At 43.6% G+C, this 16401-nt stretch carries 15 protein-coding genes; 9 read left to right on the top strand and 6 right to left on the bottom strand.

All coding sequences use genetic code 11. From position 1 onward, the window contains the following. Positions 1 to 2: 2 nt before the first annotated feature. Complete coding sequence (locus R8P61_31005) at positions 3 to 1235, top strand: MFS transporter (GenBank protein ID MDW3651550.1); 1233 nt, start codon at positions 3 to 5, stop codon at positions 1233 to 1235. A 71-nt stretch (positions 1236 to 1306) separates the two neighbouring features. Here the strand turns inward: R8P61_31005 and R8P61_31000 are convergent, their stop codons facing one another. Together R8P61_31000 and R8P61_30995 are read right to left on the bottom strand one after the other, a co-directional pair. Beyond that, positions 1307 to 2578 (bottom strand): MFS transporter, encoded by a 1272-nt coding sequence (locus R8P61_31000; protein ID MDW3651549.1) that lies wholly within the window; start codon positions 2576 to 2578, stop codon positions 1307 to 1309. A 92-nt stretch (positions 2579 to 2670) separates the two neighbouring features. Next, complete coding sequence (locus R8P61_30995; GenBank protein ID MDW3651548.1) at positions 2671 to 3216, bottom strand: YceI family protein; 546 nt, start codon at positions 3214 to 3216, stop codon at positions 2671 to 2673. Positions 3217 to 3386: 170 nt separating this feature from the next. On the opposite strand from R8P61_30995, the gene R8P61_30990 reads away from it, so the two are divergent. The 3 genes from R8P61_30990 to R8P61_30980 all read left to right on the top strand — a co-directional run bounded on the left by R8P61_30990 (position 3387) and on the right by R8P61_30980 (position 7398). Further along, positions 3387 to 4910: a Do family serine endopeptidase gene (locus R8P61_30990; GenBank protein ID MDW3651547.1), complete on the top strand. Its 1524-nt coding sequence runs from the start codon at positions 3387 to 3389 to the stop codon at positions 4908 to 4910. Between the two features lie 116 nt (positions 4911 to 5026). Continuing rightward, positions 5027 to 6352, top strand: coding sequence for a cytochrome P450 (locus R8P61_30985; GenBank protein MDW3651546.1), 1326 nt, complete (start codon positions 5027 to 5029; stop codon positions 6350 to 6352). 53 nt (positions 6353 to 6405) lie between these two features. Continuing rightward, entirely contained in the window at positions 6406 to 7398 is a 993-nt protein-coding gene (locus tag R8P61_30980) for a hypothetical protein (protein ID MDW3651545.1), read from the top strand. A gap of 318 nt (positions 7399 to 7716) precedes the next feature. Here the strand turns inward: R8P61_30980 and R8P61_30975 are convergent, their stop codons facing one another. Next, positions 7717 to 8229, bottom strand: a complete 513-nt coding sequence (locus tag R8P61_30975; protein ID MDW3651544.1) for a hypothetical protein — start codon at positions 8227 to 8229, stop codon at positions 7717 to 7719. Positions 8230 to 8314: 85 nt separating this feature from the next. Between R8P61_30975 and R8P61_30970 the strand changes: the two genes are divergently transcribed. From R8P61_30970 to R8P61_30960, 3 genes are all read left to right on the top strand, one after another. Further along, on the top strand, positions 8315 to 8944 hold the full coding sequence (locus R8P61_30970) for a hypothetical protein (GenBank protein MDW3651543.1): 630 nt from the start codon (positions 8315 to 8317) through the stop codon (positions 8942 to 8944). Between the two features lie 61 nt (positions 8945 to 9005). Further along, a complete protein-coding gene (locus R8P61_30965; protein MDW3651542.1) occupies positions 9006 to 9671 on the top strand; it encodes a hypothetical protein in 666 nt (221 codons plus the stop codon). Between the two features lie 154 nt (positions 9672 to 9825). Beyond that, positions 9826 to 10497 carry a hypothetical protein gene (locus R8P61_30960; protein MDW3651541.1) on the top strand — a complete coding sequence of 224 codons (672 nt, stop codon included), beginning with the start codon at positions 9826 to 9828 and terminating at the stop codon, positions 10495 to 10497. A 135-nt stretch (positions 10498 to 10632) separates the two neighbouring features. Here R8P61_30960 and R8P61_30955 read toward each other — a convergent pair whose 3' ends face one another. After that, positions 10633 to 11238, bottom strand: coding sequence for a DUF3575 domain-containing protein (locus R8P61_30955; protein MDW3651540.1), 606 nt, complete (start codon positions 11236 to 11238; stop codon positions 10633 to 10635). A 237-nt stretch (positions 11239 to 11475) separates the two neighbouring features. Here R8P61_30955 and R8P61_30950 point away from each other — a divergent pair, with 237 nt between their 5' ends. Continuing rightward, positions 11476 to 12633, top strand: coding sequence for an FAD-dependent monooxygenase (locus R8P61_30950; protein ID MDW3651539.1), 1158 nt, complete (start codon positions 11476 to 11478; stop codon positions 12631 to 12633). A gap of 91 nt (positions 12634 to 12724) precedes the next feature. Continuing rightward, the gene (locus tag R8P61_30945; GenBank protein ID MDW3651538.1) at positions 12725 to 14131 is read left to right on the top strand and encodes a hypothetical protein; all 1407 of its coding nucleotides are present in this window, start codon (positions 12725 to 12727) and stop codon (positions 14129 to 14131) included. Here R8P61_30945 and R8P61_30940 read toward each other — a convergent pair. Both R8P61_30940 and R8P61_30935 read right to left on the bottom strand, forming a co-directional pair. Further along, complete coding sequence (locus R8P61_30940) at positions 14109 to 15620, bottom strand: sulfatase-like hydrolase/transferase (GenBank protein ID MDW3651537.1); 1512 nt, start codon at positions 15618 to 15620, stop codon at positions 14109 to 14111. The genes R8P61_30945 and R8P61_30940 overlap by 23 nt on opposite strands. A gap of 13 nt (positions 15621 to 15633) precedes the next feature. Then, a complete protein-coding gene (locus R8P61_30935) occupies positions 15634 to 16395 on the bottom strand; it encodes an EI24 domain-containing protein (protein ID MDW3651536.1) in 762 nt (253 codons plus the stop codon). Positions 16396 to 16401 lie beyond the last annotated feature (6 nt).

The following is a 16401-nucleotide window of genomic DNA, read 5'->3' as shown; positions in this document are numbered from 1 at the left end:
TGATGAACTACCTCCAATTGCTTCGCCGCTACCCCAACTACATTGCCTATGGGGCATTGCATTTTTTCTTTTCCAGTCCCGGCCAGACTTTCTTCATTTCTCTCTTTGTCCTCTATTTCACGCAAGAGCTTTCGATTAGCCATATCGACTTTGATTGGTTGTATAGTGGGGGGACTTTGCTGAGTGCTGCAGTTCTTCCTTTTGTAGGGAAATGGGTAGACGAAATCAAGCTTCGCTACTTCAGCATCGGCCTGGCCATCTGTTTTGCTTTGGTGTGTATGGGGGTTGCTACTTTCAACAGCATCTATCTCCTCTTCTTTCTGATCTTTGGTTTGCGCTTGTGTGGGCAAGGTCTGATGTGTCTCACAGCCAATACCGCTATAGGTAGATATTTTCATGAAACCAGAGGGAAAGCCCTGTCTTTGGTCAATTTTGGAGTTTCTATTGGAGAAAGTGTACTTCCCCCCCTGCTAGTCCTATTGATTGCAGCGATAGGTTGGAGGAATAGTTGGTGGGTGATCAGTGCTACTGTACTATTGATATTCCTTCCCCTCGTGATCAGCCTGGTCAAACTGGATAGTCCCTTTCAATTTGCGCCGGAAGATGAGGAAGAGACTGAGGAAAATATAGACGCAGCCTCTCGACTCCAATCTTCAAAAAGTAAGACCCGGGCAGAAGCACTTAAAGAACCCAGATTCTATTTTCTCGTCCTCATTAGCCTCTTCATGCCCTTCTTCTCCACAGGCGTTATGATCAACAGCAGCATTGTGGGAAGTTCTTACGGATGGTCCCTCGAACTCGTAGCCCTGAGTATCTCCGCATTCGGCATCGCCCGCCTGCTGATGAACTTTATTTCTGGTTGGCTAATTGATACCTTTTCAGGTATATGGGTATTTGGATTGCAGGTAGTTCCCCTCATTCCCGGCGTAGCCCTTATGCTTCTTTTCCCTAATCCGGGCTCCTGGGTGATTTTCTTCATTTTGATGGGAGTCAGTGCCAGCCTCAATTCCCTTAGCGGCACAGCTACCTGGGCAGAAATTTATGGCACGCGTTATCTCGGAAGTATCCGAAGTTTAGCCTCCACTTTCGGAGTATTTTCTACCGCCGCCGCCCCTATCATTTTGGGTTTTGGCCTGGCAGACATCGAGAGTCAACAATGGACCTTTGCGATTTCAATTGCCGTAATGCTTTTGTTGAGTCTATTGGGAATAGTCTTAGCCAGGAGGAAAGAGTAGGATGTGTTGGAGTTGAGGGGAATTCCTAATCTCTTCAGAAAAAACAACTAGAACACGAGAACACTTTTCCCCTACCCACTACTCGCCTCCTTATCAAAAGCATCAAATTTGGCCCAGAGGACTCCGGCAGCCAAAAACATGATCAAACTCAATAAAAGCGAAGCATAAATGATGTTGGGGCCATTGCCTTCATCCGCGAAAAATGGTACGGCCAGCAAAGCAATAAAGGCAGCTCGCATGAGGATATTTACTACGGCGAAAAAGGAATTGGCGCGACCAATGACCTCATTGGGGACGATACGAACCAGATAAGTGATACGATGAATGCGGGTTCCTGCATTGCAGATCCCCAGTAAGAAGCCTCCCAGGAGGGTAATCCAGATGGATTGGGTCACAGATAAAAGGAAATAGAGGATTCCCGCGAAACTGAGGAGAAAAATGATTTGCCGGACGAGATTGCTTTTTCGGATGAAAGTCGACAGTCCCAGCAAACCCGCGCTCAAGGCCCCCAGGGCATAGAAGCCTTTGAAAAAGGAAAGGACAGAAGCTGATTCATTCAGGTATTCTTTTACATAAATCGGCCCCAAAGCCTGTACAACTACTATGAGGGAGAAAAAAAGCACATGAGAAGCAATCCCAAATATGAATATGGACGGGTTCTGCTGGAGATAATTGAAGCCAAATTTCAGTCGCTGGATCATCTTTCCTTTATCCGGTTTCCAATTGGCACTACGGGTATAAGGTATGAGGGCAATACATATAAAGCCTAGTACATAGGTTATTCCGTCCAAAAGAAATATCTCGTGCAAACTCCAGGCATCAAATTTCCAGGATTCCGGCCACCAGTTTACTTCTTGTGTACCATCCAGAAGCAGGGCGCCTAGCATCATGCCGATAAAATTGGTGGTTTGCCCTTGTATCTCGATCGCAGAATTTACCCGGGAATAATACTCAGGCTCAAATAACTCCTGTACAAATGCATACAGATTGGGATAATGGACACTGTAGAGCATCACGGTCATGAGATAGACCATGGCAATCAAAGGGAAATTTACCCCTCCATTTAGAAAACCAAATGCAGAGATACTCAGCAAGATAAGGCCTCCAATCCCTGTAGTTGAAAGGAAAATGTGTTTACGATTGTATTTATCTATCAGTGTGCCTGCATATAAGCCCCAGAACAGGACAATGACAGTTACCGTCGTAACCATCATGGCATTTTTAAATTTTCCTTCAGCTAATCCCAGAATATGCCAGGGGATCGCCAACATGGTGATGCCTTGAGCGAATCCGCTGATGGTATTCGCACTGAAAAGAAATATTAGTGCTTTAAGGTTTTTCAAGTATCAGGTCTTAGAGCAACAAACTTAGGCAAAAAAAAGAAGCCTGACCGGGGAGTACCCGACCAGGCTATATATATAGGATTGATTATTCTCTATAAGGCCTCTACAGGTATTTCGAATGAGATTTTCACTTTATCTCCCATGATCCAGCTATTCCCCCCTACTCCATAATCTCTGCGATCAATATTAAACTTCCCCACGAAGACATTGTTCTCAAAAGTAAAAGGTATCGTTACAGATTTCGTTGTGGCTTTTATGCTGAAGTTTCCACTTACATTGTATCCATCTTTAGTCGCTGAAATACTGCTCGAAACAAATTTGATATTCGGGTACTTTTCGACTTCAAAATAATCCTCACTCCTCAGGTGATTATCCCGTTTATTTATGCCTGTGTCTATACTTTTTACAGGGATATTTGCCTCTATTTTACCCGCCGAAGGATTCTCTTTATCAAAGTTGATCGTACCAGAAAGACCAGAAAATTCACCGTCTACGTTAAGTCCGGCATTCTTTATGATAAAGCTTACCTTAGCGGCGGAGGAATTAATCTTATAATTGATAGGGTTTACAGCTGTCTGGAAGCCAAATAGCATGATAGCCAGGAGGCTGATTGAGCATAATTTGAAAGATAGTCGCATGGGTTGAACGTTAATTTTAATACTTTTCTATAAGAGTAATTAGGAGAAGGATGGTTTCATAAGCATTATACCTGAAAAAAATGTTAATGTTTTCTTATTTCGACTTCAAATATAAACGCCCCTTAAAAAACTGCCGTAAATTAGGATAACAAACGTCAAGCATTACTAAAATGAAACAAGTTGCCCTAAGTGCCATAACTGCGCTAGTTGTAAGCCTCGCTTGCATTGCAACCTACCATAACTATCAATCCAATTTAAGTCAGGCATCTGAGGAAATTGGAAAGGAAACGCCAAGCGATGATGAGCTTTTTGCTCGTGGGGTTTCTCAAGAAGAAATGCCTCAATATGTCCCGGCAAACAGAAGCCTCGGGCAAGCCCCCCAAAACTTTAACTTTGCCGCCCAAAAGGCTATGCCTGCGGTGGTACACATCAAATCCTTCCAAAGCTATCAACGCAATGAGAATGGATATGACAATTTCTATTATGAACTCTTTGGGATAAAGCCTCAGCGCTATAAAGGCAATCAGCAATTATCCTCCGGCTCTGGTGTTATTATCAGTCCAGATGGATACATCGTTACCAATAATCACGTGATACAGGATGCCGATGAACTGGAAGTCAGTTTATCCGATAATCGCAGCTATAAAGCTACCGTTATTGGAACCGATCCATCTACCGATCTTGGCCTTATCAAAATAGAAGCAAAGAGTCTTCCCAGTCTGAGTCTTGCAAATTCAGATGAAAGCCAGGTTGGCGATTGGGTTCTCGCTGTAGGGAATCCCTTTTCTCTGGCTTCCACTGCCACTGCGGGTATCGTAAGTGCCATTGGTCGTGATTTGGAGATCATCAAAGATCGCATGGCCATCGAATCATTCATTCAAACCGATGCAGCCGTAAATCCCGGTAATAGCGGTGGGGCCCTGGTCAATTTAGAAGGAAATCTGATTGGCATCAATACAGCCATCGCCTCTCCTACCGGAACCTATGCAGGATATGCCTTTGCAGTTCCTGCCAATATCGTGAAGAAGGTCGTTACAGACCTCAAGCAATATGGCTCTGTTCAGCGCGCCTTTCTGGGTGTAGCAAATATGCAAGCGCTAAATGGAGAATTATCCAAAAAGTTGGGGATTGACCTGACAGAGGGTGTTTATGTGGGAGAGCTTACAGAGCAGGGCGGCGCCTATCAGGGCGGCTTACAGGCAGGAGATGTGATCGTAAGTATCGATGGAGTTAAAACCCGCAACGAAGCCAAATTGCTGGAGCTGATAGGAAGAAATCGTCCCGGCGACCAGATTGACGTAAAAGTTTATCGAAATAAAAAGAATCGCAGTTTCCGGGTTACCCTGACCAATGCATATGGGGAAACAGTCATTCTCGCTCCGGAAAGGAATGAAACCCTAAATAAACTCGGATTGAGTATACGAGACCTCAGTGAGAAAGAAATGTCACGCCTGAATATTGAAAGAGGGATACTCGTAGAAAAGCTTTATGCAGGTTTATTAAGGAGTCAAACCTCTATCCGCGAAAAGTTCATCGTTCTCAAATTCAATGGAGAACTGATTGACAGCGCCGAAGACTTTACCAAAGCACTGGAAACTAGCAAAGAAAAAGTGAGTATTACCGGATTCTATCCTCGATACAACAGACTTCAAACCTATGAATTTGATATGGGTTTGGCTGAAAATACAAACTAGGAAACAGATTTTCCCGAAAGGGCCCTGGCAGCTAATCCTGTCGGGGCCCTTTTCTTTATGGCAAAAATATTATCCCATTATATTTCAAAACTGCCATCCTGAACCTAATTTTCCGTATGCCCAAATCCAGCCTAAAAGATATTCCCGGTAGCGAAGCTTTTTGGGGAATTCCCGATACCCTGAGATTTTTCAAAGATCCTCGAAACCTACAATTACGCAAGCAAAAGAAGTATGGGGATATTTTTCGTTCAAGCTTTCTCGGCAGACCCATCATCACCCTGATGTCGAAGGAAGCAACAAAATTCTTACTGGTAGATAATCCTAAAGCCTTCAATAGTCGTGAACCCTGGGAACTCGTTCTGAAAGACCTTTTTCCCAATGGACTTATGTTGATGGATGGGGCCCAACATAAATACCATCGAAGCATTGTTGCCGAAGCTTTCAAAAAAGCACCGATGGAAGGCTATTTAGCTCTGATGCGTCCCATAGTGGATGATTTCATGAGCAAGCTTTCATCAGGCGAAGTCTTACTCTTCCCTACCTTCAAAAGCTGGACCCTGGAAATTGCCCTGAAAGTATTTTTCGGTCTGGATACAGGTACTCAGCTCCCAAAGATCAATAGAGCAGTAAGTCGAATCGTTAAAGCCAGTACTTCCTTTCCTATAAAACTCCCTTTTACAACTTATGGCAAAGGAATAAGGGCCAGAAAAGAACTACTACATTTCTTCCAATCCCTGGTAAAAGAAAAAAAGCAAAATCCGGGAGAGGATCTTTTTAGCAGATTATGTGTGGCGAAAAATGAGGAGGGAGAAATGCTGGATGAGGAACAGGTGGTTGATCATTTGATTTTCATTTTGATGGCTGCACATGACACCACGGCCAGCACCATGACGAGCTTGTCCTATTTCCTGGCTAAACATCCCGAATGGCGGCAAAAATGTCGAGAAGAAGTCGAAGCTTTTTATGGGCGAAAAGAAGATTTTAAGGTCCGGGAATTAAGAGAAATGGAGCAGCTTGGACTTGCCATCAAAGAAACCTTACGCTTATATCCTCCTCTGGTAACGGTTTCCCGCAAATGTACAGATGCCGTTCAGTTTGGCGGCTATGATTTTCCAGCTGGAACTTTTTTAAGTACTCCTTTCGGCCACCATCACCTGAATGCTGAAATATGGGAGGAAGCTCATACTTTCGATCCGGAAAGGTTTAGCAGCGAAAGGAAGGAACACATGAAATGCCCTTATGCCTACTCCCCTTTTGGAGCCGGCATTCATCATTGCATCGGTTTTGCATTCGCCGAAATGCAAATCAAACTGATCATGAGTCAATTTCTCATGAAAGCAGATTGGACTGTACCCACAGATTATCAGATTCCGATGAAATCTGTCCCCATCCAGGAACCCCAGGACGGATTACCAGTCCAACTTTCCCTCAGAGCTAAATAGTTCAGGCATATTGTCTATTTTTGGGGAGAATAATTACCCAAAATCCTTTTTTGATGAGTCAAACGGAAGACCAACTCGCAGCACTCGCCTTTGAAGCAGAAGAACTGATCCATGAAGGGGAGTTTGATGAAGCCAGGAAAATAGGTCAAAACCTGATAGATGCCGGGAAAGAATATGGTTTTCAGGTCATGGCTATGGCTGATCAAATGGAAGAGAACATAGATTCTGCCTTGAAATGGATTGAAAAAGGCATGATGGCTCATCCGGATTCCTGGACGCTGGGAATGACCAAGGGAAATATTTACTCCGAAAGTGGAAAAGTGAAAGATGCCGTTTTGGCCTACAACATCGCTGCCCGAAAAGAAGGAGCTGACAAATCCCTGATCGAGATCAACAAAGCCGCTGCTTATGCAAATGTGCAGGATTTCGACAATGCCCTCAATACTCTTCAGGGACTCAAAGACTCAGATAAAGCTATCGAAGCTTTTGAGGTTAAAATGAGCCTCCTTTCAGATATCGGACAATTCGATATGATGCTGGAGATTGTCGAAGAAGAATTGGCCGAACTGCCGGTCCCTTCGGATAAAAGCCAGGCCATGATTATGAGCGAAATCTGCACCCATATTGCCAAGGCATTTTGGTTTACGGATGAAGATGAAGAAGCGATAAAACACTACCTCATGCAGGCCAAAGAATACGATCGAACCAATTCGAATATCTGCTGGCTACAGAGAGAAATGGAACCTGAATTTTCAGATGATTCCTTTGGGTATTCCATGATCGTTGAAGGCAAAAGCCTAAAAGCAGTAGAAGCTATTCATCCGGAAAGCAGAGAAAAAATTCTCGTCAGCCGTTTTCAAAATAACTATATCGCTATTGCAGATTCTGAGGAAGAAGCTCTTCAATACATTTATGCCTATGAAGCGGATGTGGTAGAAGAGGGCAGTCTGACAGTTGTAGAAGTTGAGACTATCGAGAATGAAGAGGACGAACCCAAAGGCCTCTATATGCTGGGAGAAATGGACTGGATGCTGGATGCGGAATAAGAAATGAAAGGCAGATTGAAGAAGAAGGAAGTGAGAGAAGAAGTGTTCTGGTGTTCTTGTGCTCCCGTGTTCTTGTTTGGGTTAAAGACAAATCCAAAGACTCAATACCAACACCCCAATACTCATTGTCAATGCGAGCCTGTATTACAGGCGAAGCAATCTCCTTGAATGTGAATATTTTTTTAAGTCAAGGAGATTACCGCGCCCTAATCTATGGCTCGCAATGACAAGCATGCTGTAAAAAAACCGGTATTGCGCTCCTCCCATTTTTCATCGAAAAATGGGAAGTCTGCTCGAACAGAAGGGGCAGTAGGAGTTCTACTTATCAATTTTCCTCAAAATTCGTTTCGCACGGCTTTTAAAACCGGCAGAGCCAAAAGGGAGATGTTCCTTGATTACCAAAATCAACTCACGCTGTAATTCAGGGAATTTGAGGGAAATATTGTACAGGGTTCCCATAGAAAAAACCCGAATCGCAATGGGATATTCCGGTGAATTCAGATAATGAAAGCATTTGTCCGCAACTTCTCCCATCAAGTCCTCAGGCAGGTTTATCATATCAAAATACCTGAGCGTATTTCTCAAAACTGCATCATGCTTGGGCGTATCCAGATTTTTCACCATTTGTGGCAAATAGGGCCTCAGTAAATAGGGCCGCCTTGTTGACAAGTGCGTAAGTACCCAGGCTGAACGCTGTACGAGTCGGGTATCCTCACTGAAAAATATTTCCATGAGCTCTTTTACCCGATCCTCATCCGAACCGATATAATCCACAATTCTAAGAATCTGCTCTTTTGAATGTTCCTGAATTAAGGCTTTTCGTATATACATGCAGCGAATGGGAACTAATTGCGTTTAACGGATAGGTACCTTTCCTATATAGGTGCCTGAGCTAGTTAATCAAAAATTGAGATTTATGAAAAGCTGTCTACAACTTCTACTCGTATTATCGATTCCCTTTTTTGTCAGTTGTGCCCAAAATCGAGTCCTAAGTCCTCTTATTGATCCTGATCCGGTCTTTAGCGGTCAAATTGAAGTCATCAATTCCAGCAATGATTACGTATCCCGTATCAAATCCTGGGAAGTAAACCGAAAAAACGCAGGATGGTATGAAAATCGGCAGGGAGGAGTCATGTTGACCCTGGCAATATATTTTGATGTGGAATTGGAAAATGGAGAAAAAGTAGAATTGGGCTTTGGGTTTAATAAACTGGAAGGAAATCGAGACCTCTTGATTCTGGACGATCCTAATAATGCAGCCTGGGATAGGAACTGGGAATATAAATCAATGGAAGATGAAGCCAATTTCTTCTTTGGAGATTTTGATGAGGCACGAGTAACGATAGGGAATAATGTCAGTTTTCATCAGGGAGCCAATCCGGCTTTTCAAATTACCGATATTAAGACGGCGATGGTTGATGGGGTCGAAAGGAATCACATTCAGTTAACATTCGAAGGTCTGGCCTTTGGTTGGTACGATCCGGATGGCCAATACCAGGAAGTCTATAAATTTATTGAAGGCAGTTTTGAGGGGGTAGTTGAATAAAATTTTTGTGAAAGTAGTAGGTAATCGCTCATTAACATACATCAAATACAAACACAATTTTATGAACAGAAAGCTTTTTGTCATTCTATTGATCCTCCCATTTTTCTATGCCTGTGAAGACGAACCGCTCGATCCCAATGAGGATGATCAGTTCAGCTACATCGAAATTGATGATCCGGTAGTCGGACAGGAAAACATTTACCTGGCCTACGAAAGGCCCAATGACCCAAATAACGGCCCTGGACAACTTACTTACACAGGAGATACCACCTGGCTCACTGTTAGCAATCAATCCGGGAATGTATTTGAGGTACAAGCCAAATACAGTCAGGATGCAGAATTGGATAGATACCTTTTCACCCTAGTCAATGATTCTTTGATCGTTGAGTCAGGACAAGCTAATAGCGGGCCTTACAGATTTTTTGACCTGGCTTCTTTGCCAATGAGCCTTTCGCTCAAGGAACTGAGCAGCCCGGAATTGGATCTAAGTTATGAGACCCTGACCCAAAATTGCGTAGGCGATCCCTGCGCAGCCTCTACTGTAAACCATGAACAACTCAACCAAAACTATGCTCGCCTGAATCTGTATGCAGATTATACCGATATGGCCGTTGATGGCCCCGGCCATCATTTGCTATACAGCCAGGAACATGGACTGATCAGAGTTGCTGCAGTAAGTGCCTGGACCAAGAGCGAATCTGGTTGGGACTTTCTCCTGCAAGACTAAATGAGAAGAAATAAAACTGCAAAAAGGGCGGGACTTTGTGTCTCGCCCTTTGTATTTTTATCTGATAATCAATTGATTATTTCTCTAAAAAAGCAACGATACCTCTCAACAGGCGTTTTACTTTTATGACTGCCCCCCTAAAACCATAGAAAACATGCGTAAAACACACTTCTCCCTACTGATCCTACTTTTCCTGTTTGCGGCCTGTGAACCCGAAGAAATAAGACCCCAGCCTCCTACAGAACCGATAGATGAACGCATATCTTTTGCCGATCCCAAAGTAGGACAGGAAAGTGTTTATAGATTTTTTGAAGCCATTTACGATAGCAGCGATGGAATAGATACCGTTATCTATACCCAGGATAGTCTTTGGTTAACAATCACGGGTAAGGCTGGCAATGTCTACCAAATGGAAGCTCGCTATACCATTACCCAGGTAGTAGAAAATTATCAATTCACCTATCGCGACAATTCCCTGATTTTAGAGCTTTCCCCTTTAAACTTTGCCACTCATCGCCTCCTGGCAGTCAAAGAGGAAACCGCTGAGTATCCTCTGGGAGCCATAGCAACCCCTCAAATCCCTGTCAATCACCAGGAATATTTTTACCAAAATTGTGTTGATGGCCCCTGTACGGGTGTTCGCGCCGACCACAAGCAAATGGGAAAAGAGTATTCTCAGATCAATGTACAGGCAAATTTTGCTCCCATACAAAACAATCGATCCGGAGTTTATTTCTTCTATAATCAGGGAGAAGGATTTGTCCGTATTGCCTATAATATTCCCTGGACGGATTTGGAGTTTGGCTATGATTTGATTTTAGAATAAAAGGTATTGGTGTGTTGGAGATGCTCCATGATTTAAACTCCAATACATCAACGCTCCAACACCTGCTAACAAAAAAAGCCATCTTCCTCAAGATGACTTTTAATCTATACTAATATCCGTGCTTGTTTGGCATATTTAGAAGGCTAGTCCGATGGAAAAACGTCCGTCGAGATTGAATCCATCGGTATAGTATCCTTTGGAACCGGTGTCAGCGAAGTCTGAAGTTCCCCAGGAAGGTCCTACTTCTGCATTGATAAAGAAGTTCTTCCAGAATTTCTGAGCACCATAATGGATGGCAAACTTGCTATACTGACGGCTCAACTGTAAGTCAAATGACTCGGAAGCAGGTACCAATTGACCGTATCGTCCTTCGGCACTGATGAAATGTCCGGCAAAGGCTTTCATCTTACTTTTATTGCGACCTTTCTTATAACTGCGCTTAATGTTGAAGTAATAGCGCAATCCAGCTTTAGTCCCGAAACCTTGTCCTATCACTGTCGAATTATCCTTATTCAGATAAGACGCTTCTCCATAGATAGAGGCCCTTTTGCTGAGTTTGTGTTCCAAAGTGGCTCCATACTCCCCGGTAAACATGGGGCTGACATTCACTTTCAAGATAGTCGCTTGCTGAGCAAAGCTATTGAGGGCAAATACTATCGAAAGCAAAGTAAAAAGGCTAGCAACTTTGATAATGGCCTGCTGAGAGAAGGAAGTGTCTTGGGTGGTAACTAAAGCTTTCATAATCGTATAAGTTTTCGATTCACATTCTTTTTAAAAAATTTAACCTTGAATTCGTATGCTTTAGAATACTCCAGTATTCCGTCTGAGGATACACTAGCGCGTCGCATTATTATCTTCCGTGCAGACTTTCGGGATGTCCGTAGTAGATTTTGGAGCAAGGAGAAGAGGGAGAATTCAATTTTGCTGGCATTCGAGAGGTAGAAAAGCCTATATTTACACAAAGGAAACTACTAACCTATGAGTTCCCACCCTCCCATTCTGATCATCGGTGCAGGTATAGGCGGTTTGTGTACAGCTATAGCCTTGCAGAAACAGGGATTTCCAGTACAGGTATATGAAAAAGTTCCCGAACTAAGGGGACTTGGTGCTGGTCTGATATTGGCCACCAATGCCATGAAGGCCCTCAAAGCCATCGGTATTGTAGAAGAAATCCAGGAAATCGGCTATGAGCTTACTAGATTTAGTCTATTGGCAGAAGATGGAAAAGTCCTAAATGCAGGCATAGATGCCGAAAGATTGAAAAAAAGATATGGCTTTGGTTCTTATGCAGTCCATCGGGCTGATTTGCATAACAAATTGATCAGTTTGCTCAAAGAAGGCAGCCTGCATACCGGGAAAGCCTGTAAACGTGTTGGACAGAGCGAAGAAAGCAGCTGGGTTGAATTCGAAGATGGAAGTCGGGCTGAGGGGATTGCTATGGTTGCCTCAGATGGGATTCATTCTGTGATCCGCCAACAACATCTTCCTGGAGTGAACCTTCGATACAGCGGATATACTTGCTGGCGTGCTATTATTGATGCCAGCAATCTTGAGGAGCAGGAAGATTTGGCAAGTGAGACCTGGGGAAAGAATGGCCGATTTGGCATTGTCCCACTGAGCAACAATCGGATTTATTGGTTCGCTACCAAGAATGCTCCGGAGAATGATGCTGAAATGGCAAAATGGAAACTGGAGGACCTGAAACAGAATTTTTCCGGCTTCCATGACAAGGTGCAGCATGTCTTGGCCCAAACCAAAGAAGAAGACCTCCTTTGGAACGATATCCATGACTTCAAACCTCTGGAAACCTATGCCTTCGAAAGAATTCTCCTATTAGGGGATGCTGCACATGCCACTACACCCAATATGGGACAAGGGGCCTGCATGGCCATAGAAGATGCCGCTGTACTTCGGTCCTGCCTCAAAACCGCAGAAAGCTATATTTCTGCTTTCGAAGAGTTTGAAGTTCGTCGTATGGAGCGAAACAAATGGATCGTAAATACTTCCTACCGCATCGGCGCTATGGGCCAGTGGAGCAATGGCCTGATGTCCAGATTTCGAAATCGCCTCATGCGCATGACACCTCAGAGTACCACAGATCGCCAAATGACGAAGTTGTTTGATATTAAATTCTGAAACGTGTTGGTGTGTTGAAGAATTGGCGTTTTTAAGATTGAATAAAACATACTAAGCTCAATACAGCAACACAGCAATACGTTTATCCTCTATGCCCTCCCTCCCCAAATCTCTTTCTCCAAAACTCAGCTGGCTGCTTTTCGGCATCGCCTGCCTGATTTTTGTGTGGGCAAAATGGGCAGACCTTTCGCTTCCTATGTACTGGGATGAAATTGGGGTGTATGGACCGGGCATATTGTCAATGCTTGATAATGGGATTAGTTTGTTGCCTTCAGGTCTTGATCCTGAACTTTCCCGAGGACATCCGCTTTGGTTTTATGCACTATTTGCTAGTTGGGTGAAATTGACGGGTTATTCCCTCTTTAAGATTCACTTATTCGCTTTGGTGATCAGCCTGGGCTTATTCGCATCTGTATTTTACATTTCAAAGAAATACAGCAATCCTTTACTGGCCCTAGGAGTTACGCTGCTCTTTATGTTGCAGGGGATTATGATCGCGCAGGCAAGTCTGGCTTTGCCAGAAGTATTGTTAGCGCTGGAGATACTCTGGGCACTTTACTTTTTTTATGAGCGAAAGTATGGATGGTATTTTCTTTTGGGGGCTCTGGCTTTACTGACGAAAGAGTCCGCTTTGGTACTTCCACTCGCTTGCTCTTCCTGGATGTTTCTGAATTTTCTCCTCAAAAAAGAAGCACTCAATCTCAAAGCCATAGGTATCGCTTTCGCACCAGTATCCATTTACTTCATTTTTCTTTTCATACAAAAACAGACCTATGGCTGGTATTTTTTTCCGTACCATATGGAATTGGTCAATCTGGATATGGAAGAAATATTCACAAAGTTCTGGGACTATTTTCGCTGGCTTTTTATCGATCAGGGAAGAAGTATTATAGGAGCTGGACTAATTGCAACTACTCTATTTCTTGTATATAAAAAACAGCTTAAAGCATCCTTTTTAGGATTGATTTCCATTTTTGCATTAGGCTTTCTTTGCTTTTCGGCCCTCAATGTCTATATGGATCGCTATGTCCTGAGCCTCTTTCCGATCTTCATGATCTCGCTGGCAATCCTATGGGATCAGGCAAAATTAGCCCCCATACTCAATTGGAGTAATCTGGCCATTGCATGCTTCTTTGCCTTTAGCTTTCAGTCGCAGTTGGGCTTTCGTTTTGATGTGGATATCAATTATCGGGATTACCTGTCTGTGCAAAAAGAGGCTACGGAATTTTTAGAGCAAGAGGTTCCTGCGAATACCGCCTTTTTAGGCAATTTCCCTTTATTCAATGGCTTTCAGGATGCTCGTTTTGGATTTGCATCTGATACGAATCATAATAAAGTATGGGTAGTTCCAAACGATAGCATGGAATATAGGGCGCTTCTCAGCCCTCCTTCTTTTGCCAATGCCTTACCCAAAGAAGGAGAGCTTATCAGGACCTTCGAAAAAGGCTTTACCAAAGTTGAAGTCTATCGTAAACCTATTTCAAAGCCAGAGGAATAAATTTGCAGGCAGTACCTGCACTTTCCCGATTCAATATCTCTTTGGCTTTTAGGAGTAAGTCCGCATGTGTTTGCTCTCCTGACAGATCATTTTGTTCTGAAGGATCGAGAGAGAGGTCATAGAGTTCCAAAGGATCGCTTTCGCTTTCATTCAAGCCTCTGTAAAACTTCCAATTCCCCATACGAAGGGCTTGTTTCCCATTCCACTCCCAATAGAGAAAATCATGTTCTTGCTGTTCCTTTCCCATCAATGCCGGGAAGAAACTCATTCCATCACTATCAGGGATATTTGCGCTCTCACTCATATCTACCAAAGTCGGCCCGATATCATAATTGGCGAAGGGGCTTTCGATCTTTTTACCTGCTTCAATTTTTCCGGGCCACCAGGCAATCATGGGTACCCGTATTCCTCCCTCATACAAACTCCTTTTGAATCCCGTCAGTCCTCCATTGCTGTTGAAAGGACTCTCCAACTTGCCATCAATTTGTTGCTCATCTACTCCTCCTTCATCTGCCGGTCCATTATCACTGGTCAAGAGGACCAGGGTATTTTCATCCAAATTTAATTCACTGAGTAAATCCAGAATTTCGCCTACATCCCTATCCAGGTGACTAATCATAGCTGCAAAAGTGGCGCGACTCTTAAAGGGAATCGGACGGGCGTAGATATTGTCTCCCTGATAGTCAAATTCCGGAAAGATACTATTCCCTTCTGCATCCAGGTATTGTTCCCAAATACCTTTGTCTTTGCTAGCATCATGATCAGGATCCCCCGGCTTGGGAATCGCCAACTCAGCATGTGCGATAGTGAAGGGAAGGTAGAGGAAAAAAGGCTCTTGTTGATGCTCCCGAATATATCTCTGTGCCTGAGCCATAAACTCATTTTGGGTGTAACGATCCGGACCTATATGATAAGGTTCAATTTTGCCCGCTGAATTTGATTTCCATAAATACTTTCGTCGCTTCCAGCCATCTGTCTTTCCATCAAAGAAATACTGATGCGCATCAACGGCATTGAGATGACCCACAAATTCTTCAAATCCTCTATCAAGTGGACTATCACCCAATACAGTCGAATCTTCCAACTGTGCATTATGCTGCTTGCCAAACATAGCCGTCCGGTATCCCCGCTCTTTCAACAAATGTGGCCAGGTACGAAAACTCCCGGCCAGATTTCCCTGCCCATTGGTGCAACTGAAATGATGGCCCATATGAAAGCCACTCAATAAGGCTGCACGCGATGGGCCACAGACCGTTGAACCTGCATAAAAATTGGTAAACAGGGCACCTTCTTTCGCCATCTGATCGATGCGAGGGGTTTTGATCAGTTTCTGGCCATATGCTCCAAAGTCTCCATAGCCAATGTCATCTACATTGATCAGGATAATATTGGGTAAGGCAGCTGCTTCTTCAGCAACTTTTTCTGTACAAGCGGGGAATAGACATAAGGACAATAGCCCTATGAAGCAGGAGATTTGTAGTAGTTTCATGTCAAAGGAAAGCTTATTGCTCCCGCTCCAATTTCTTCAGCCCTTCGATTGTCGCTCCCGTAGTACCCATAGCTGGAGCCAGGAACCAACCTAATATAGGCACAAAAAGTAGCAAGGTAAAGGCCGTACCATTCCCCATTGCCATCCATTTATGTCTCCTGGCAAAACGAACACTGTCTTTGATTCCATATCGCTTTCTTTCCAGGAGATAATCCAGATTTCCAAAGCCTACAAAATAAGCCTGAATCAAAAAGATCATAACGGTGGGTAAGATCCCACCAACTATTGGGATAATGGTCCCGAAAATCGAACCGGCAATGGTCAGCAATAAAACAAAGATGATTTCCCGAAAGAGATTCCTCAAGGCGATGCGTATTCCTCTCACCATATCTGCGATCATGGCCTTCATCGATACATTCGGAGCAGCTTTGCCGGTAATTTTACTTTCCACCTTTTCAGAAAGGGTTCCCATGAAAGGCGATACGATAACCATCACCAGATATTTGAAGATCAAAAGGGAAAGGATGATCATCAGGACGAATGAAAGACTTCCAGCCACCCATTCAAAGGTTTCTTTCCCCCACTCAAAGGGATAAAATCCGATCAACCAATGTCCCAAATCATCCGAACTGGCATAGGCTCCACTGAAAATCAAGCCAGCTACGACCAGGCTGATCAGGCCGGGAATCATGACATAAGACCAAAGCTTATGTTTACTGAGAAAACTAAAAGCTCCCCAAAAGGAAAAAAAGCCGGAGAAATAGTTTTGAATCATAATGCG

It is taken from the genome of Bacteroidia bacterium, from assembly GCA_033391075.1.
Taxonomy (GTDB): domain Bacteria; phylum Bacteroidota; class Bacteroidia; order J057; family J057; genus JAWPMV01.
This window is presented reverse-complemented; position numbering and strand designations above follow the sequence as displayed.

What these genes read in the sequence shown, in the direction of transcription:
- R8P61_30970 (MDW3651543.1), top strand. Translation starts at nt 8,315, where the DNA reads ATGAAAAGCTGTCTACAACTTCTACTCGTATTATCGATTCCCTTTTTT.
- R8P61_30995 (MDW3651548.1), bottom strand. Translation starts at nt 3,216, where the DNA reads ATGCGACTATCTTTCAAATTATGCTCAATCAGCCTCCTGGCTATCATG.
- R8P61_30980 (MDW3651545.1), top strand. Translation starts at nt 6,406, where the DNA reads ATGAGTCAAACGGAAGACCAACTCGCAGCACTCGCCTTTGAAGCAGAA.
- R8P61_30990 (MDW3651547.1), top strand. Translation starts at nt 3,387, where the DNA reads ATGAAACAAGTTGCCCTAAGTGCCATAACTGCGCTAGTTGTAAGCCTC.
- R8P61_30945 (MDW3651538.1), top strand. Translation starts at nt 12,725, where the DNA reads ATGCCCTCCCTCCCCAAATCTCTTTCTCCAAAACTCAGCTGGCTGCTT.
- R8P61_30940 (MDW3651537.1), bottom strand. Translation starts at nt 15,620, where the DNA reads ATGAAACTACTACAAATCTCCTGCTTCATAGGGCTATTGTCCTTATGT.
- R8P61_30950 (MDW3651539.1), top strand. Translation starts at nt 11,476, where the DNA reads ATGAGTTCCCACCCTCCCATTCTGATCATCGGTGCAGGTATAGGCGGT.
- R8P61_30975 (MDW3651544.1), bottom strand. Translation starts at nt 8,229, where the DNA reads ATGTATATACGAAAAGCCTTAATTCAGGAACATTCAAAAGAGCAGATT.
- R8P61_30985 (MDW3651546.1), top strand. Translation starts at nt 5,027, where the DNA reads ATGCCCAAATCCAGCCTAAAAGATATTCCCGGTAGCGAAGCTTTTTGG.
- R8P61_30955 (MDW3651540.1), bottom strand. Translation starts at nt 11,238, where the DNA reads ATGAAAGCTTTAGTTACCACCCAAGACACTTCCTTCTCTCAGCAGGCC.
- R8P61_30960 (MDW3651541.1), top strand. Translation starts at nt 9,826, where the DNA reads ATGCGTAAAACACACTTCTCCCTACTGATCCTACTTTTCCTGTTTGCG.
- R8P61_30935 (MDW3651536.1), bottom strand. Translation starts at nt 16,395, where the DNA reads ATGATTCAAAACTATTTCTCCGGCTTTTTTTCCTTTTGGGGAGCTTTT.
- R8P61_30965 (MDW3651542.1), top strand. Translation starts at nt 9,006, where the DNA reads ATGAACAGAAAGCTTTTTGTCATTCTATTGATCCTCCCATTTTTCTAT.
- R8P61_31005 (MDW3651550.1), top strand. Translation starts at nt 3, where the DNA reads ATGAACTACCTCCAATTGCTTCGCCGCTACCCCAACTACATTGCCTAT.